Origin of the sequence: Azonexus hydrophilus (genome assembly GCF_038368255.1) — a bacterium.
Classification (GTDB): domain Bacteria; phylum Pseudomonadota; class Gammaproteobacteria; order Burkholderiales; family Rhodocyclaceae; genus Azonexus; species Azonexus hydrophilus.
Window position 1 is genome coordinate 3,018,489 of sequence record NZ_CP151406.1, and the last position, 17,929, is coordinate 3,036,417.

The 17,929-nt window shown below is 53.3% G+C and carries 17 protein-coding genes; all 17 read left to right on the top strand.

Features of this window, described 5'->3' with window-relative positions:
- The first annotated feature begins 174 nt into the window (after window positions 1-174).
- Window positions 175-1,944: a diguanylate cyclase gene (locus tag AADV58_RS14575; protein ID WP_341743519.1), complete on the top strand. Its 1,770-nt coding sequence runs from the start codon at window positions 175-177 to the stop codon at window positions 1,942-1,944.
- Complete coding sequence (gene rfbF / locus AADV58_RS14580; protein ID WP_341743520.1) at window positions 1,941-2,714, top strand: glucose-1-phosphate cytidylyltransferase; 774 nt, start codon at window positions 1,941-1,943, stop codon at window positions 2,712-2,714. Before AADV58_RS14575 ends, rfbF begins: the two co-directional genes overlap by 4 nt.
- Window positions 2,711-3,790, top strand: coding sequence for a CDP-glucose 4,6-dehydratase (gene rfbG / locus AADV58_RS14585; protein ID WP_341743521.1), 1,080 nt, complete (start codon window positions 2,711-2,713; stop codon window positions 3,788-3,790). Before rfbF ends, rfbG begins: the two co-directional genes overlap by 4 nt.
- Entirely contained in the window at window positions 3,787-4,338 is a 552-nt protein-coding gene (gene rfbC, locus AADV58_RS14590; protein WP_341743522.1) for a dTDP-4-dehydrorhamnose 3,5-epimerase, read from the top strand. Before rfbG ends, rfbC begins: the two co-directional genes overlap by 4 nt.
- A complete protein-coding gene (locus tag AADV58_RS14595) occupies window positions 4,335-5,561 on the top strand; it encodes a class I SAM-dependent methyltransferase (RefSeq protein ID WP_341743523.1) in 1,227 nt (408 codons plus the stop codon). Before rfbC ends, AADV58_RS14595 begins: the two co-directional genes overlap by 4 nt.
- Window positions 5,562-5,716: 155 nt before the next feature.
- A complete protein-coding gene (locus tag AADV58_RS14600; protein WP_341743524.1) occupies window positions 5,717-6,598 on the top strand; it encodes an NAD(P)-dependent oxidoreductase in 882 nt (293 codons plus the stop codon).
- Window positions 6,591-7,634: a class I SAM-dependent methyltransferase gene (locus tag AADV58_RS14605; RefSeq protein ID WP_341743525.1), complete on the top strand. Its 1,044-nt coding sequence runs from the start codon at window positions 6,591-6,593 to the stop codon at window positions 7,632-7,634. The genes AADV58_RS14600 and AADV58_RS14605 overlap by 8 nt, the downstream gene beginning before the upstream one ends.
- Complete coding sequence (locus tag AADV58_RS14610) at window positions 7,627-8,400, top strand: cephalosporin hydroxylase family protein (RefSeq protein ID WP_341743526.1); 774 nt, start codon at window positions 7,627-7,629, stop codon at window positions 8,398-8,400. Before AADV58_RS14605 ends, AADV58_RS14610 begins: the two co-directional genes overlap by 8 nt.
- Entirely contained in the window at window positions 8,397-12,293 is a 3,897-nt protein-coding gene (locus AADV58_RS14615) for a hypothetical protein (RefSeq protein WP_341743527.1), read from the top strand. The genes AADV58_RS14610 and AADV58_RS14615 overlap by 4 nt, the downstream gene beginning before the upstream one ends.
- A 129-nt stretch (window positions 12,294-12,422) precedes the next feature.
- Window positions 12,423-13,079 carry a flagellin gene (locus AADV58_RS14620; RefSeq protein WP_341743528.1) on the top strand — a complete coding sequence of 219 codons (657 nt, stop codon included), beginning with the start codon at window positions 12,423-12,425 and terminating at the stop codon, window positions 13,077-13,079.
- A 187-nt stretch (window positions 13,080-13,266) separates the two neighbouring features.
- Window positions 13,267-13,923 (top strand): flagellin, encoded by a 657-nt coding sequence (locus tag AADV58_RS14625; protein WP_341743529.1) that lies wholly within the window; start codon window positions 13,267-13,269, stop codon window positions 13,921-13,923.
- 75 nt (window positions 13,924-13,998) lie between these two features.
- Window positions 13,999-14,400 (top strand): flagellar protein FlaG, encoded by a 402-nt coding sequence (locus tag AADV58_RS14630; RefSeq protein ID WP_341743530.1) that lies wholly within the window; start codon window positions 13,999-14,001, stop codon window positions 14,398-14,400.
- Between the two features lie 24 nt (window positions 14,401-14,424).
- On the top strand, window positions 14,425-15,792 hold the full coding sequence (gene fliD, locus AADV58_RS14635; protein ID WP_341743531.1) for a flagellar filament capping protein FliD: 1,368 nt from the start codon (window positions 14,425-14,427) through the stop codon (window positions 15,790-15,792).
- Between the two features lie 47 nt (window positions 15,793-15,839).
- A complete protein-coding gene (gene fliS, locus AADV58_RS14640) occupies window positions 15,840-16,241 on the top strand; it encodes a flagellar export chaperone FliS (RefSeq protein ID WP_341743532.1) in 402 nt (133 codons plus the stop codon).
- Window positions 16,238-16,543 (top strand): hypothetical protein, encoded by a 306-nt coding sequence (locus tag AADV58_RS14645; RefSeq protein ID WP_341743533.1) that lies wholly within the window; start codon window positions 16,238-16,240, stop codon window positions 16,541-16,543. Before fliS ends, AADV58_RS14645 begins: the two co-directional genes overlap by 4 nt.
- Window positions 16,540-17,649 carry a flagellar hook-length control protein FliK gene (locus AADV58_RS14650; RefSeq protein ID WP_341743534.1) on the top strand — a complete coding sequence of 370 codons (1,110 nt, stop codon included), beginning with the start codon at window positions 16,540-16,542 and terminating at the stop codon, window positions 17,647-17,649. Before AADV58_RS14645 ends, AADV58_RS14650 begins: the two co-directional genes overlap by 4 nt.
- Window positions 17,615-17,911: an EscU/YscU/HrcU family type III secretion system export apparatus switch protein gene (locus AADV58_RS14655; RefSeq protein ID WP_043420927.1), complete on the top strand. Its 297-nt coding sequence runs from the start codon at window positions 17,615-17,617 to the stop codon at window positions 17,909-17,911. Before AADV58_RS14650 ends, AADV58_RS14655 begins: the two co-directional genes overlap by 35 nt.
- Window positions 17,912-17,929 lie beyond the last annotated feature (18 nt).

A 17,929-nucleotide genomic window follows, 5' to 3' on the forward strand; every position in this document is an offset into this window, starting at 1 on the left:
TCAAACGCTCAGGAGATTCCACTGCTATTCCGAAGAATGGCTTTACACACGGTTTTTGGGTGTACCAGTCAGAATCAAACCACCTCCAAATGAGTATCACAAATCATCTGCACGACCTTCAAGGCATGGGATTGAAGCCGCGCCGAGTATTTAGCTGATCGACTGACTCTCGATATGAGCAACGCAGCAACCCCCTTCGAAATTGCCCGTGACACGCTCAAACAGCTGGCACAGCGCCGTATTGCGCCGACGCCAGACAATTACCAGACGCTGTATCACGAAATTGCTGGTACGAAACCTATCAGCAAGGACTTTCCGGAGAAGCACCTGCGCACACTCGCCGGCGCTTTGCCAAAAAGCTCCCCGGACCAGATGCGACTGGCACGTCAACTCGACGAAGCAGTCAAGGCACAGGATTGGGAAGCTTACCAAAAGCACCTCACAAGCTTCATAAACGGCCTCATTGACTCCCAAAAACTCGCCTGGGGTGAGCTCATTGGTGAACTGCTACGCCAGTGGGAAAGCAAGCACGCTGGCGTCACCGCTGCTCGTAAAAGGGAGTCACTCGAACATGTACTGAGCGGCAGCGCCAACAATCCAGACAACCTCTTCTCCCGCCTGCAAAGCCTGATGCGTTCTTGGGGACAAGGGCGAGAAGGCGAAAAGCCCACAGATATCGCTCAAGAAGAAAGCGGACCGGGTTCAGAAACTGTTTCCTCTGCCGCAGCATCCAACAATGACCCATTACTGCTCAGCGAATTGCGCGAACTGTTCGCCTTCACGCTGGAAACCGCCATTGCGACGCAACTGATCGAAAATCCCCAGCTCGCTCATGATGCCAAGCTGCTGGCAGAAAGTATCCGGCGTGCTCGTAAAGCCGATGAGCTCAAGGACTTTCTAGGTAGCCTCAAACGATTTGCTTTCAAGCTCGAACTTCTTGCCGAAGATCAGCAAGAACTGCGTAAAAGCCTGCTCGGGCTGCTGAGACTCTTGGTCGAGAACATGACCGAACTGGTGATTGATGATCACTGGCTCAGCGGACAGATTGAAGTCGTCCGCGACATCATCGAGAAGCCTCTCTCGCAACGAGCCATCGACGACGCTGAACGTCGCTTGAAGGAAGTGCTTTTCAAACAAAGTCAGCTCAAGGCCAGCCTGTTCGAAACCCGTGAAGCCATCAAGCAAATGCTGACTGGCTTTGTCGACCATCTAGCAGATTTTGCTGATGCAACCTCTGACTATCACGACAAGATCGAACGTTACGCGGACAAAATCAGCGCAGCTGACAACATCACTGAACTGGAAAACGTCATCGACGAGGTCATGCGGGAAACCCGCAACATCCAGATCAACGCGCAACGTTCCCGCGACGAACTTCGACTCACCCAGGAAAAGGTCAAGACATCCGAAGAGCGCATCCGCGAACTAGAAATGGAACTGGAAAAAACCAGCGACCTTGTGCGCCATGACCAGCTAACCGGTGTCCTTAACCGACACGGTCTGGAAGAAATGTTCAACAAGGAAGTGGCTCGCGCACAACGCCACGACACTGTGCTTTGCGTTGCTCTCCTCGATATCGACAATTTCAAGAAACTGAACGACGCTCTTGGCCATGACGCGGGCGATCAGGCACTCATCCATCTTGCAGCAGTCTGCCGCGAAACCTTGCGACCGCAGGACACGATTGCCCGATTTGGTGGCGAGGAGTTCATCATTCTTTTGCCAGAGACCCAGATTGGCGATGCTTCCCATGTACTGGCAAGACTTCAACGCGAGTTAACCAAACGTTTTTTCCTGCACGACAACGAAAAAATACTGATCACATTCAGCGCAGGTGTAACTCAGATGATAGACCAAGACAATCAGGCAAGCGTAATCAAACGAGCCGATGAAGCAATGTACGAAGCCAAGCAGACCGGGAAAAACCGGGTGGTTAGCAAATGAAGGCGGTCATTCTGGCTGGAGGACTGGGAACCCGCATCAGTGAAGAGTCCCATTTGAAACCCAAGCCCATGATAGAAATTGGCGGCAAGCCAATCATCTGGCACATCATGAAAATCTATTCTGCGCATGGAATCAACGATTTCATTATCTGCCTGGGATACAAGGGATATGTGATCAAGGAGTATTTCGCCAATTATTTTCTCCATACATCAGATGTTACATTTGACATGCAAAACAACCGGATGGAGGTGCATGAAAGGCATGCAGAACCATGGCGGGTGACACTAGTAGACACAGGAGAGAATACGCTCACCGGTGGCCGTCTGAAGCGCATTGCCCAGTACGTCCAAAATGAAGATGCTTTTTGTTTTACTTATGGCGATGGTGTCAGCGACATCGACATTCGGGCGAGCATCGACTTCCATCGCATGCATGGCAAAGATGCAACCATTACCGCGGTTCTTCCTCCCGGACGATATGGAGCACTAGAGTGTAGCGGCCACCGCGTAAACTCATTCGTTGAAAAGCCACGCGGCGATGGCGGCTTGATAAATGGCGGATTTTTCGTACTTTCCCCGAAATGCTTGAACCTGATTAAGAATGACCAGAGCAGCTGGGAGGAAACACCACTAACAAAGCTAGCAACGGACGGGGAGTTGATGGCTTTCGAGCACCACGGATTCTGGCAGCCTATGGATACACTGCGAGACAAGAATTTACTTGAGGAACTATGGGGATCAGGAAACGCCCCCTGGAAAATTTGGGAATGAAGCTTTTTGGTGACATTTATCGAGGCAAACGTGTGCTGGTCACCGGCCATACCGGCTTTAAAGGCAGCTGGCTTGTATTATGGCTTCAAGAACTTGGAGCAGAAGTCACGGGTATTGCGTTGGCTCCGGAAGCACATCCCAACCACTGGGAACTGCTCAATCTTGCGATTAATGATCGACGAATCGACATCCGCGAACCGCTCCCCCTAGAGCAGGCACTAGAAGAAAGCCAACCGGAAATCATTTTCCACCTAGCGGCTCAACCCTTGGTGCGAAGAGCCTACAAGGCCCCTCTGGAAACCTGGACAACCAACGTCATTGGCACGGCCAATTTGCTCGAAGCTTGTCGCGGGCTAGCCGCCCTACGAGCCATCATCGCCATTACCACCGACAAGTGTTACGAAAACCGCGAATGGCCATGGGGATATCGGGAAAATGATCGACTGGGTGGTCACGACCCATACAGCGCGTCCAAAGCCGGGGCAGAACTGGTCGCCGCAAGCTACCGCAGCGCTTTCTTCAATACGTTCTCATCCCCCCTTCTGGCAACAGCCCGAGCTGGCAATGTAATCGGCGGAGGGGACTGGTCAGAGGACCGCCTCATACCAGACCTGATCCGGACCCATGGCGCCGATAGCTCACTTGAAATCCGCTCGCCCCTGGCAACGCGTCCCTGGCAACATGTACTTGAATCCTTGAGCGGCTATTTAGTCCTAGGTCAGAAACTACTTGCTGGAGATATAGCTTTCGCGGAGGCTTGGAACTTCGGCCCAGATATAGAAGGCAACCGAACTGTCGTCGATGTACTTGAAAAGATGCGCCGACAGTGGCCTTCGCTGAAGTGGCATCTCACTGAAAACACGCAGCCGCACGAGTCGATGAGGCTTCATCTCGACAGCACCAAGGCAAGAACAATTCTTCGATGGCAACCTGTCTGGGACCTCGATACCACACTTGTCAAGACTGCGGAATGGTATCGCTCCTGGCTTGAGACAAAAACAATCATCAGTCGCGAACAACTAGGCACCTACATCGCCGATGCCATCCGAGCGAAATATGAATGGGCCCGTCCATGAACATCCAGCCGACGCCCATTCCCGGCTTGATGCTGGTAGAAACCTCACCGCACGAGGATGCGCGTGGAGTATTCACCAGGCTTTATTGTGAGCGCACACTGGCTCATCTGATTGGACAACGGAAAATTGTGCAGGTCAATCATTCGTGCACCTTCCTAACTGGTGCCATAAGAGGCCTACATTTCCAGTACCCACCGCACGCAGAAATTAAACTCGTCCGCTGCCTGAAAGGACGCATCTGGGATGTCGCAGTCGACTTACGGAGAGACTCGGCCACCTTCCTATGCTGGCACGCCACCGAACTAAGCCCATCCAATTCGCGGATGATGCTCATTCCGGAAGGATTCGCCCACGGTTTTCAGGTACTGGAACCGAACAGCGAACTACTCTACCTGCACACGGCATCTTACACCCCTGACGCAGAAGGCGGCCTTCGCTACGACGACCCGAAACTTGGCATTTCCTGGCCACTCAACGTCACCGACCTTTCAGCGCGGGATGCCAAGCACCCTTTGATTGATAGAAATTTCCGGGGACTAAGCCAATGAAGTGCCGCCATTGCGGAACTCAGCTCAAACACACTTTTCTCGATCTTGGATACGCACCTCCATCGAACGCGTATCTGACAGAGGCGGACCTAAGCCGCCCGGAAGTCTATTACCCGTTAAGGATCAAGGTTTGCCATGACTGCTGGCTGGTTCAAACCGAAGACTACGCACGAGCAGACAGCCTGTTCAATGCCGACTATGCATACTTCTCCAGTACATCAACTGGCTGGCTGGCCCACGCTGCACAGTATGCAAAAAAAATTACCCAGGCACTCGCGCTGAACGACAAGAGTTTCGTCATCGAAATAGCCTGCAACGATGGCTACCTGCTCAAGAATTTTATGGCCACTGGCATTCCCTGCTTGGGAATAGAACCAACGGCGAGTACCGCTACAGCGGCAGAAAAATTAGGTATCCCAGTTCTGCGGAATTTTTTTGGAGAAACCCTCGGCAGACAACTGGCCGCGGAGGGAAAACAGGCAGACCTGATTGCAGGCAACAACGTATATGCCCATGTTCCGGACATCAACGACTTCACCCGCGGGTTAAAGGCCGCACTCAAACCTGGAGGCACAATCACGCTGGAGTTCCCACACCTCCTGCAATTAATCCTGCACTCCCAGTTCGACACCGTTTACCACGAGCACTTCTCTTACTTATCGCTGGGAACTGTGCAACGGATTTTTCAGGCCGCCAGACTACGCGTATACGACGCAGAGATACTTGGCACCCACGGCGGAAGCCTGCGGGTATTCGGCTGCCATGCCGACGATACACGCCCCAGTACCACGGCGGTACGCGACATCTTGCAGAATGAGAAATCGCATGGACTACAAGAGCCAAACACATACACAAATTTCCAAGCCAACGCTGATCGCATCAAGAACGACCTGTTGTCGTTCCTAATAACGAAAAAGAAGGCAGGCGCGAAGGTGGCTGCCTACGGCGCTGCAGCAAAAGGGAATACTTTGCTGAACTATGCAGGCATCAAACCAGACCTGCTACCTTTCGTTTGTGACGCAGCACCTGCCAAGCAAGGTAAGTTTATGCCTGGTAGTCACATTCCAATTTTGCCCCCCGATGCGTTGCTCACCAATGTGCCGGACTATTTGCTTATCTTGCCTTGGAATATCGCGGAAGAAATCAGGCAGGAAAACGCTGAGCTGCTTGCCCAGGGAACGCGCTTCATCACCGCAATACCGCATTTGATCCTGCAGGATTAACTCCGATTTCGGGAATATCAATGGCCCATCGCATATCCGTGCCACCTTCACCAAGATGGATTAGGCTACTCAATCGCCACCTGATTAGAAAGATGCTCTGGAGATCAACAAGATCTGCGCCAGGTATCGAACTCTGGGATACGTCGATCTAAGTTATGAGAGTTCTACTGACAGGCGCCAACGGATTCATCGGGCGACATCTTCTCAGCCAGCTCAAAAATGCAGATATTAATACTGTCGTCGTTGGGCGTTCTCGTCCCGATGCTTATAAAGGTGATTATATTGAAGCGGATTTATTGCAGACGCAATGCTGCAATCAGCTCGTTCAATCCGCTGAAGCAACCCACCTCATCCATTTGGCTTGGTACACCGAGCATGGACAGTATTGGAGCTCCCCCTTAAATCTTCGATGGCTGGAAGCCTCAGTGCGCCTGGTAGACTCTTTTTGCGCGGTAGGCGGCAAGAAAGTCATTGCGGCGGGCACGTGCGCTGAATATGACTGGGAATTCGGATTTTGTCGAGAAGACAGCACACCATTGAATCCGGCAACACTGTATGGCACGGCAAAGGATGCGACCCGCCGTTTACTCGAGATGATTTGCAAAAACCACCAAACCCAATTCGTCTGGGCGCGCATGTTCCTGCCTTATGGAAAAGGAGAAGACCGTCATCGTCTGATCCCGGCATTATTTGAGGTTTTTCAGGGGAAACGCCCCCCATTCGGCGTGAATGCAAACGCCTACCGCGATTTTCTCCATGTGAAGGACGTTGCGAATGCCTTCATTCAATTGCTATTGTCAGACGCCGAAGGGAACTACAACATTGCGTCGGGGCAACCAACGCAAATCGCCGAAATAGTGTACGCGATAGCAAATGTCTTTAACAGCAACCCGCATGTCGTCTTAGACTTATCCAGTAATCGGCCTGGCGAGCCAGAAATACTCATTGGAGATAGCCAAAAGCTGAGGATGCTAGGCTGGCACCCCATGCACTCAATCAAGCCGATTTGCCTCAGCCAGGAGCTGCCATTTGAATAACTTTCATGAGCTTTATCGGGTAGCGCAGTTGCCTATCTTCCAGAACCGGATGTATGACACGGCCGAGGAAGCCCGCACTTGCCCCAAGGGTGACATGCTACTGGTGGAAGACTTGAGAACAGGGCTGGTATACAACGCAGCATTCCGTCCCGAACTGATGGTTTATGACAAATGCTACCAGAACGAACAGGCATGCAGCAGGCTCTTTCAGCAGCATCTGGAAAAAGTAGCATGTATTATTGATCAGCGTATTGGTCGAGAACAGATCGTCGAAATCGGGTGCGGCAAAGGACATTTTTTAGAAACGCTATTGGCAAAGGGGTTTGATATAAATGGGTTCGACCCTGCCTACGAAGGATCCAATCCACGAATTCAAAGAGAATACTTTGCACCTGGCGCGATCGAAAAGGCCAAGGGTTTAATTCTTCGCCATGTACTTGAACACATCGAAAACCCGGTGAATTTTCTAGAACAATTAAAAATAGCCAACAACAACACCGGGTTAATATACATTGAAGTACCATGCTTTGACTGGATCTGTAAAAACAAGGCTTGGTTTGACGTATTTTACGAACACGTCAACTATTTCCGAATAACTGATTTTGATCGAATTTTTGGCGAAGTCATTGAAAGCGGTCATTTTTTTGGTGGCCAGTACATTTATGCCATCGCCGAGCTAGCCTCCTTAAGAGCGCCTGTGATAAACAACAATGACCGAGTTAAATTCCCAAAAAATTTCACCAAGGAAATTACAACAAAAAAATGTCAAACAATCTGGGGCGGAGCTTCAAAAGGAGTTATTTTTTCTCTGCTCATGGAGCGTAGCGGATTTCCAGTTGAAATGGTCATTGACATCAATCCAGAAAAACAGGGGAAATTTCTTCCAGGCACTGGTTTGGTGGTCAAATCTCCCGAGCAGGGCCTAGCAGAACTTCAAGATGGCTCTACAATTTGCGTTATGAACCCACTCTATCTTGAAGAAATAAATAATTTATCCGGCAACATTTTTAACTGCGTAGGAATCAATGATGAGTGAATTCCAAGAAGAAGTAGCCGAACGGATTGCAGCGACACTCGACAACACCCAATTATGCGAGGCCGCAGCTAATTTCATGCGAACCTCTACCACACCAAAGTACTCTTACAATTTTAGTTGGCAGGGCCGCCCCATAATACAGTACCCACAAGACATGGTCGCCATGCAGGAAATAATTTGGCAAGTAAAACCTGACCTGATTATTGAAACGGGTATTGCGCACGGAGGGTCGTTGATTTTCAACGCATCAATGCTCGCGATGCTAGATATAGCTGATGCCATCAACGCGGACTGCACTTTCAACCCAAAGCAATCCAAACGGAAGGTGCTGGGCATCGATATTGATATTCGCCCACACAACCGCACCGCCATCGAGTCCCATCCGATGGCCTCGCGCATCCAGATGATCCAGGGTTCAAGCGTTGCCCCAGAAGTCATCAGACAGGTCCAAAGACTGGCACAAGACTACCAGCGCGTACTTGTCTGCCTAGATTCGAACCACACCCACGAGCACGTCCTGGCAGAATTACATGCCTATGCTCCGCTCAGCAGTGTTGGAAGTTACTGCGTGGTGTTTGACACTATTGTCGAAGATCTGCCTAAGGAAGCATTTCCCGACCGTCCTTGGGGGCCCGGCGACAATCCGAAAACAGCGGTGTGGGAATACCTGAGAACGCATCCAGAATTCGAAATTGACAAGCGTATTCAGAATAAATTGCTGATTACTGTCGCCCCAGACGGATATCTGAAGCGGACAAAAGCATGATCTCGCAGAACCAGAATTCATATACATCAGCTAGTACACTCCAATTCGTCGGACAGGGAAAACTTGCCATCCTGATCCCTACCGTGCGCTGGAATCCCAGAGCAAAGGCATTGCTTGCCACTTGTGCGGCAATTGCCAATGATGAAATCAGGGTAATCATCGGTAACAACAGCAATATTCCGGAGAAAAAAGACTTTCTCGAGCAGCTTTGCCTATCAAACCCCTTCGTCACCGCGATTACCCACCCCGAAGACATTGGCGCCAGCGCCAATTTTTTCTTTCTGTATGATCAATCCAAGGGTTTTGAATACTGCGCTCTCATCGGCGACGACGACTGGATGACGCCCTGCTACTTCCCCGCGGCACTAGCATCGCTGAAACATAATCCCGCCGCCAGTTGCTGCGAGACCGGCGCCGCGCTCGCCGATTTTGGTGACGGCAAGTACACCGACATCAGCCAGCCATCAATGACCGGCAAGAACATGCTCGAACGCCTAAGCAGTTGGAGCGCAGTCAACGCACGGGTAACGATGTACAACGCCTCCCGGCGGAATACGGTACAAGCCGCATTGGATTATCTGAATGCTACGCCGGTGCAGGGACTGACCATGACGGAGAATCTCCTGGAGTTAAGCCGGCTGGCGCAGGGAGATTTCGTTCGTATCCCGGCGAGTAGCTATTTCATCCACTACCCAGCCCACGCAGCCAAAACCGGCGACCCTTCCGAGCGTTTTTACAAGCTCTTATGCAGAGATGCCGGCTTATCGCGCGCGGCACTGGATTTCATGGATATGTCTTCCGCTATCCAGTGCGCGATGTTCCTTATGGGAAAGTATTCGCCGATAAAGAACGACGATGAAAAGTATGCATGCGGACAAGCCGCATTCCAGCATATCTATACGCAACAATTCCTGCCAAAATTTCAGACACAGGAAAACAAGGCACAGATTCTGGGCAATATCTCCGATCCAGCATTGATGCGCCGCATGCAGGAATTTATTTCGCCTGCGTTCGCAGCAAAACCAGTAATCCATGACGACCTGATCACCTTATTCACCGACCTGCTCGCACATTTTCAGGCGGACCTCAGCAAGCCCGCAATTGCCCAAAGATTCAAGGACTTCTTCAGGGAGATGCTCCCTCGCGGCATCTCGGGCACGGCTACCGGAGCCATTAAATTTCCTGAGTCTCCTCGCCATAAGCAATCATTGAGCACGGTTAACAAGAACGGGACGTTTGATCTGCCGGACTATGCAAGCTGGTTGGCCAAGCGCACCGTCATCCCGGAGGAAATCCAGGCAATCGAACAGCAAGCGGCACTGTCGAATCCTCATGGTTTCCACATACTCATACGCCTGGCGCCGGGAGAAGAATCCGGACTAGCAGATTCACTCGACAGCATCAGCGGTCAATTCTATCCAGCCTGGCGGCTGGATATCATCACAGAGCTTTCAGCACCGGACGGCCTCGAGAATATCCCCTGCATCGGCTGGCACTCGGTAGGGGAAACACAGCACAAATGCATCATTGACAAACTTGTCGAAACACACGCCCTGGACTGGTGTATTGAAATTCCGGCCGGCGCCAAGCTTGATCCACTTTACCTTTGGCGATTAAGCATTGAAGCTCAGAAGTCTCCTGAGGCACGCTGCTTTTTCGTCGACGACGACTGTTATGATGCCTCCGGGGACACTCGCCACTCCCCTCGCTTTAAGCCAAGCGTCAACCAGCGCGCTTTGGAATCTTCAGATATGGCCGGGCCAATCTGCCTCTCCCGGGAGGCCTGGCAATCGACTGGAGGCGCCTCACCATGCAGCGGCAGCCCATGGTTTGCTCAGCTTTTACAAGTTTCTCGGCATTACGGCTGGCAATCGATCAAGCACGTACCCGACGTACTCATCTCTTATCCGGACTATTTTCCAGCAGATAGCAAATCTTGTACGACGGCACTTTCTGAATATCTCGCTGATAAAAACACGGACGCAGAAATCATCCGGCTGACACCGAGAAGCTGGTCATACCGCAGCATCTTGCATGTCACACCACACGTCACTGTCGCGATCGTCTTCAACGGCAACCGCGACTTTCTGCTCAGGTGCGCCGAGAGCATTCTAGCCAATACTGATTATCCATCCTACGAGCTCATTGTCATCCACAGCTCAGACGAACTCCCCGCGTCAATCAACGTTCTCTCAAAGCTTGTTCCTTGCCATCGCACAACACTGCCCGCAGCCAGTCACGCCTCTCGTTGCAATCTCGCCATGGAAAAAGCAAATGGTGAACTGCTGCTTCTTATCGATGAGGCCGCGCAAGTCGTACAGAATTCATGGCTGACCGAACTGGTTCGCACCGGACTGCAAGACAATATCGTTTGTGTCGTACCCCGGCTGATCCAACCGGGCACAACCCAGATTGAGAGCATTGGCCCAATTATTGGCCTCAACGGTATCGCAGACTCTCCTTATCGGGGTATTGCCAAACTCGGCGACCACGGCTATCTGGACTCTATCGACACGCCCAGGGATCTGAGCGCCATGTCGGCTGCATGTTTTCTCATCACCAAAGCAGCCTGTCAAAAAATGGGCGGGATGGACGCAACGAACTTTGGAGACCACCTAGGGGAGTTGGACCTCAGTCTGAGACTTATCCGCGCAGGCCATCGACTGATTTACCAGCCGCTGTCTAATGTAGTCTACCAAAGCCAAACAACTCCGGATTTCTGGAAAAACCCAGAAGATATTCTCTCGGAGCATCTAAACAGCGTACTTGCGGAAAAGGCCTTCAAGAACAAGTGGTGGCCCTCTCTGGCCGTAGACCCCTTTTGGAACAGCAAGCTTTCGCTTTCCGAGCAGAAGCCCTCGGCAGAGATTGAGTTCATCCCCCCCTGGAACACCCTACCGACATCGCTGCCAAAAATTTTGGCAATTGCCGTCTCCAACGCCCAAGGCGATTATCGGATTACCTCTTATCTCAATGCGGCACGAGTTTCCGGCAAAGCAGCCGGCCTAGTTTATCGAGAGGGTCGTCGCAGGCTCAGCCTTCCGGAAATCATCAGGATCAATCCAGACAGCCTCATCATCCAGAATTTCATTCACGATAGTTCAGTCAAATTCGCCAAAGCTTGGCCCAACCGTGATAGCAGGCCATTTTGTGTTTACGCCCTGGACGACCTGATCACTGGACTGGACAAAACCAACCCATTCAAGCAGAACATTCCGGATGATTCTTGGGGACGCCTGAGCTACATCCTAGGTGCATGCGACAGGCTTGTCGTATCAACCAATTATCTAGCCGAAACCTACCAACACCTAATTAAAGACATCGTCGTTCTACCCAATCGGCTTGAACAGGAAAAATGGCTACCACTGAGAAGCCAGAAACGCACCACGCCCAAACCGAGGATTGGCTGGGCAGGTGGTACGACGCACCAAGGCGATCTACTGCTGCTAGAAGAAATCATCAGGAAGACACGCGACGAAGCAGACTGGGTGTTCTTCGGCATGTGCCCGGCCGAAATTCGTCCGCTGATCAAGGAGTTTCATCCGAGTGTCGGATTCGACATCTACCCAGCTCACCTCGCCTCCCTGAATCTTGATATCGCAGTTGCGCCACTGGCCACCACTGCCTTCAATCGAGGAAAAAGCAACCTGCGACTCCTTGAGTACGGAATTCTCGGCATACCGGTTGTATGCACCGATATCGAGCCGTACCAAGAGAGTCCTGCATGCCGCGTTCCGAATCTTCCGGAGCTTTGGGTTTCGGCACTGCGGGACAGGATCCATAACGCCGACGCTCGGGAGACCGAAGGAAAAATACTGCGCCAGTGGGTATTGGACAATTTCCTGCTGGAAAACCATATTGACGAATGGCTGCGGGCCCATTTGCCATCATGATAGAAAAGAGAGGCTAAAGTTTCCCCAAGATTGGTCGTTAATTAATCTGTACGAGCTATGAAACCGGCGTCCTCAGCTTCCGAGAACACTCGGCAACTGCGCTGACAATCATCATCAAGGAGATTCAAAATGGCACAGATCAACACCAACACCTACTCGCTCAACGCACAACGCAACCTCGCCAAGAATTCCCTTGGCCTGTCGTCCGCCATTGAGCGACTCTCCTCCGGCCTGCGCGTCAACTCCGCCAAGGACGACGCCTCCGGTCTGGCTTCCGGCATGCAGAAGGAAGCTTCGGCACGCGTCACCGCTGTCGAAATCCGTCAGGCTCAGGATGCAATCTCCGCCGCACAGATCGCTGATGGCGCTCTCTCTGTCGTTGGCGACATCGTCACCCGCATCATCGAGTTGAACAAGATGGGTGGCGGCACCGCCGAAATCAACCTGCTGACCGCTCAAGCCTCGACAATCCAGACGGATGCTATTGCCAAGGGCGCTGCACTGACGGCCGTAGCCGTTACCTCTGCCGCAGACACCACCACCCTGACCAATGTCTCTGACGCCCGCGCCACCGCCGGTGCGACGATGAACAATCAGGAATATGCCATCCAGGCATTGCGCGTCAGCTACGAAAACCAGCAAGCCGCCCGTAGCCGTATCATGGACGCCGACTTCGCCGAAGAAACCTCGCGATTGTCTCGCTTCCAGGTTCTGCAACAAGCCGGTACCGCGATGATCGCCCAGGCCAACGCCATCCCGCAGAACGTGCTGAGCCTGCTGCGCTAACTCGCACCAATGACACCATGAACATGCAGCCATTAACGGCTGCATGTTTTTTTGGAAAAACCCAAGCCCCCCTCTAAAGCTTTCTGTTAGCGTGCCGTTATTCAACCTGTCACAGGAAGCCTGATAGACCTGAGGTCTTCCAGAAACACCGCGATTGCGCCGATAATCATCATCAAGGAGATTCAAAATGGCACAGATCAACACCAACACTTACTCGCTCAACGCGCAGCGCAACCTAGCCAAGAATTCGCTTGGTCTGTCCTCCGCCATTGAGCGACTCTCCTCCGGCTTACGTGTCAACTCCGCCAAGGACGACGCCTCCGGTCTGGCAACGGGTATGCAGAAAGAAGCCTCTGCACGCGTCACTGCCGTCGAAATCCGTCAGGCTCAGGATGCTATCTCCGCCGCACAGATCGGCGACGGCGCTCTCTCCGTCGTTGGCGACATCGTCACCCGCATTATCGAACTGAACAAGATGGGTGGCGGCACTGCTGAGATCAATCTACTGACCGCACAAGCCGCTACGATCCAGACTGACGCTGCTGCGAAGGGCGGGGTTTTCACCTCGGTCAACGTAACGGATGCCGCAACATCTGCCACGCTCACAGAAGTATCAAACTCTCGGGCCACCGCCGGTGCGACGATGAACAATCAGGAATATGCCATCCAGGCATTGCGCGTCAGCTACGAAAACCAGCAAGCCGCCCGTAGCCGCATCATGGACGCCGACTTCGCCGAAGAAACCTCGCGACTGTCCCGCTTCCAGGTTCTGCAACAAGCCGGTACCGCGATGATCGCCCAGGCCAACGCCATCCCGCAGAACGTGCTGAGCCTGCTGCGCTAATCGTTCAAAATCCATTGGAACATGGTGCAGCAGCTCGCCTAGGAGCGCTGCACCTTTGTTCATGAGGAGTCGGAAATGAACATTGATTCTGTAAATACTGGCACGGTATCACCTCCGCCCGCTCGCAGCGAAATGCCTCAGGGTTCACCTCGAAACGCGGTCCCTGCTGCCTCAACCAGCACCAATAACGAACGAGCGATCACGACGCGTAACGAACAGGACCAGCGAACCGACAACGGGCAAAATGCCCCGTCCAGAGACGAGGTCGAGGGAGCTGTATCGCGCTTATCCAAGTTTGTGGCACCAAATCAATCGGAAATCAATTTCTCGGTTGACGAATCGTCGGGCATTCGTGTGGTCAAGATCATTGACCGGAATTCAAACGAAGTCATCCGGCAAATGCCCTCCGAGGAAGCCGTAGCTCTGGCCCGTGCTCTAGACAAACTGCAGGGTTTGTTGATCAAGGACAAGGCTTAGTCATAACTGCCTGGAGGAAACATCATGGCAAGCGTCAGCTCACTCGGGATCGGCACAGGTGTCGATCTGCAAACCATGCTCACCAAGATTCTGGCGGCTGAACGTGCGCCGATCACACGTATCGACGCCCAGATATCCTCCGCCAAGAGCAAGATTTCGGTTTACGGCACGCTGAATTCCAAACTGGACAGCCTAAAAACCGCTGCCGAAACCTGGCAGTTTCCCTCGCGCCTGTCCGCCATGGGTGCAACCTCCAGCGACACCAAGGTACTCACCGCGTCCGCCAGTTTCAATGCGGCAGGAGGTTCCTACACGATGGAAGTCACGCAACTGGCCAGCGCACAAAAAAGCTATTCCGACACCTACGCTGCAGGAACAACGTTTTCCGCCGGCAACATCGAGATCAGTGTAGGCGGAGAATCACCTGTCAACGTTGCCATTGACGCAGGTTCGACGCTGGCGCAGGTCAGCGCCCAGATCAATAGCGCCAAGGCGGGTATTACAGCAACAGTCGTCACCACTGGCGACGGTAGCCAGCGCATGATTCTTACCGGAGACAAACCCGGTGCGTCGAATAGTTTCACCCTGACATCGACTGCTGTACCTTCTTCCGGGCAGCCGCTTGCAGTCACGGTCATGAACGATGCGGACATAGCAATTGCCAATGCCGCTGACGGGCTGATGCGTAGCTCTGCAAAGGATGCCACGATGAAGATCGACGGCATTGAAGTGACTTCGAGCACCAACACCTTCAGCACTGCAATTCAGGGCCTAACGCTGACCGCTACATCGGTCGGCACCTCGAACATTACAGTCAAAACAGACACCGCCAAGATTACTGCTGCAGCCCAAGCCTTTGTGGATGGCTATAACGAGGTGGCAAAGCTCATTAAGTCGAACAGCAGTTATGATGCTGCCACAAAAACGGGCCAAGTCCTGAGCGGCGATAGCGCAGCGCGCTCGGTCATGTCTGTCCTTGGCTCAGTCCGAACCACCGTTCCTGCTGAGCTTTCAGGCGCAACACTGACAGCCCTCCATCAAATCGGCATCACCATCCAGCAGTCCGGAGAACTCAAGCTCGATACCGCAAAGTTGGAAAAGGTTGTCGGCGAAACGCCAACCGATGTAACAAACGTGATGCAGGCTTTCGGCAAGGAATTTGCAAACACCATCACCAACCTGCAAAGCAACAGCGGAACAATTGGCAATAGAATCAGTAGCCTGAACGACTCCGTCTCGCGTTTCAACATCAGCAAGGAAAACATGGAAGCACGAATTTCGCTTGTCGAGAAGCGCTACCGTGCTCAATTCACGGCGCTCGACAAATATGTGAACTCCATGCAGACTACCAGCGGTTACTTGGGGCAGCAACTTGCCATGTTTACTAAGTGACTTATTGTTCGCCTGCCTGAGTTTTCACTTTTTCCGAATGCACCACCATGTTTTCAAGCCCCATTGCTGCTTACAAGCAGATTGATCTTGAGTCCGAAATCCGTGGCGCAGACCCGCACCGGTTGATCATATTGTTGTTTGATGGCGCTGAAAGCGCCATGCACCAGGCGCTGGCTTGCATTGAAGCCAATGATATTCCTGGCCGCTCGAACGCGCTGATGAAAGCCATCGACATCATCCTCAGCGGCCTCTCGGCCAGTCTGAACGTCGAGGAAGGCGGAGAGTTGGCCCAGAATCTCAAGGCGCTGTACGACTATATGGTCTCCCGCTTGATTCATGCCAATGTTCACCAAGATCCCAATGCCATCCGCGAGGTGCAGAAGCTGCTTGGCGAAATTTCGGGTGCTTGGCGTGAGATGGGTGAAAATCTGCGTAAAGGCGCCGCTTGACCAATATCGGGGAAACAGCCGTGCCCACGCCCACAGACGCTCTTTCCTCGCTGGACAAGCAACTGGACACCTTGATGAGCATGCTCAACAACGGTGAATGGGAGAGGCTGCCAGACCTCGAGCCTGCCTTGCTCGGTGCCCTGACCGCTGCCAACCGCCCCTTGCCTTCGGGAAGCGTCACACGTCAGCAACTGGAATCCCTGCAAGTCAAGTTGACACAGGCAATTGAGGCCTGCATTACGCGCAAGGAACAAATCGCTCCGCTGGTTAACGCGCTGAGCAAACCAAAAATCCAGCCATGATTCCGCCGGATGTAGCCAGCGCCCTGCGCCCCACCCTGGCCGATTCGAGTAGCACGCAGCAATCTCAGCAGACTCAGCCGGTTGCCCCGGCACAACGAATTGCGGATGTCCTCAGCAATCTCGTTCCCGGCCAGCGCATATTTGCCGAAATACAGGCGCTGTTACCCAATGGCAGTTACCGCGCTCTGGTCGCCCAGCGCGACGTCACGTTGGCGCTGCCCTTTGCCGCAAAACCCGGGGATAGCCTGGAACTCGAGGTCGCGGAGTCCAATGGCAAACTGACACTGGCTTTTGTAGCCAACCGCACGGATGCCCAGGCCAAGACAGCAGACCCTTCCGTTGCCACCTACCTGAGCCGTGCCGGCAAACTGATTGGCGACCTGATGCAAGGCATTGACGGCGAAGGCAAGCGAGCACCGGCCGCCCCCCTGAACGGCAACCAGGCGCTGGTGTCGACCATGCCAAGGGATGGCGCCACGCTCGCCCCCCTGCTCAAGCAGGCCCTGAGCCAGAGCGGCGTATTTTACGAAGCCCACCAGGCACGCTGGATCAGCGGCAAGTTGCCCGCCGAACAGTTGCAGATGGAGCCTCAGGGTAAACTCTCTCCGGCAATCAATTCAGGACAGCCCACGGCAACCACAAGCAATCCGGCATCAACCGCCAACCCGCGTGCCGAATCGACTGCGGGACAGACCGCGCTCACCGGTGGCGTCCCCCGGGAAATCGCCCCCATCGTCCAGCAACAACTTGACGGCCTGGCCAACCAGAGTTTTGCCTGGCAAGGACAGGTCTGGCCAGGCCAGAAAATGTGGTGGGAAATTGGTGAAAACCCGGAAGATCGTCAGATGACCGGCGAGGAAGCCAGCGCCCGCTGGCATACCCGCCTGAAACTGCAATTGCCCCTGTTGGGCGATATCGACGCCCGGCTGCATCTGCAGCCCGGTGGAGAGCTCGGCATCCGCATCCTGTCCACCTCGAGCGATGGCGAATCCCGCCTGCGCGATTCCCTGCCTGCATTGCAGAAACAACTTGAAGCGGCCGGCCTGACGGTCCGCCAACTCCTCGTCGACCATGGCACAGATCAATCCGAACGACCCGGTACGTGAGGCCATCGCCCTGGCCTACCGGCAAACCGACGCGGCGCCTCGCGTCGTTGCCAAGGGCAAGGGACTGGTTGCCGAGGAAATCATCGCCAAGGCCAAGGAGCACGGCGTATTCGTTCATGAATCGCCCGAGCTTGTCGCCTTGCTAACCCAAGTGGATATTGACGAACACATCCCCCCGCAGTTATACATGGCGGTAGCCGAGCTGCTGGCTTGGCTGTATCGTGTTGAACAGGGTGAGACCCTGGAACCACCGACAGTGTGATCAATTGGATAGCCTCGG

Coding starts and splice junctions, on each gene's coding strand:
- AADV58_RS14650 (WP_341743534.1), top strand. CDS start 16,540: ATGATTCCGCCGGATGTAGCCAGCGCCCTGCGCCCCACCCTGGCCGAT.
- AADV58_RS14615 (WP_341743527.1), top strand. CDS start 8,397: ATGATCTCGCAGAACCAGAATTCATATACATCAGCTAGTACACTCCAA.
- AADV58_RS14595 (WP_341743523.1), top strand. CDS start 4,335: ATGAAGTGCCGCCATTGCGGAACTCAGCTCAAACACACTTTTCTCGAT.
- AADV58_RS14655 (WP_043420927.1), top strand. CDS start 17,615: ATGGCACAGATCAATCCGAACGACCCGGTACGTGAGGCCATCGCCCTG.
- AADV58_RS14630 (WP_341743530.1), top strand. CDS start 13,999: ATGAACATTGATTCTGTAAATACTGGCACGGTATCACCTCCGCCCGCT.
- rfbG (WP_341743521.1), top strand. CDS start 2,711: ATGAAGCTTTTTGGTGACATTTATCGAGGCAAACGTGTGCTGGTCACC.
- fliD (WP_341743531.1), top strand. CDS start 14,425: ATGGCAAGCGTCAGCTCACTCGGGATCGGCACAGGTGTCGATCTGCAA.
- rfbC (WP_341743522.1), top strand. CDS start 3,787: ATGAACATCCAGCCGACGCCCATTCCCGGCTTGATGCTGGTAGAAACC.
- rfbF (WP_341743520.1), top strand. CDS start 1,941: ATGAAGGCGGTCATTCTGGCTGGAGGACTGGGAACCCGCATCAGTGAA.
- AADV58_RS14575 (WP_341743519.1), top strand. CDS start 175: ATGAGCAACGCAGCAACCCCCTTCGAAATTGCCCGTGACACGCTCAAA.
- AADV58_RS14625 (WP_341743529.1), top strand. CDS start 13,267: ATGGCACAGATCAACACCAACACTTACTCGCTCAACGCGCAGCGCAAC.
- AADV58_RS14620 (WP_341743528.1), top strand. CDS start 12,423: ATGGCACAGATCAACACCAACACCTACTCGCTCAACGCACAACGCAAC.
- AADV58_RS14600 (WP_341743524.1), top strand. CDS start 5,717: ATGAGAGTTCTACTGACAGGCGCCAACGGATTCATCGGGCGACATCTT.
- AADV58_RS14610 (WP_341743526.1), top strand. CDS start 7,627: ATGAGTGAATTCCAAGAAGAAGTAGCCGAACGGATTGCAGCGACACTC.
- fliS (WP_341743532.1), top strand. CDS start 15,840: ATGTTTTCAAGCCCCATTGCTGCTTACAAGCAGATTGATCTTGAGTCC.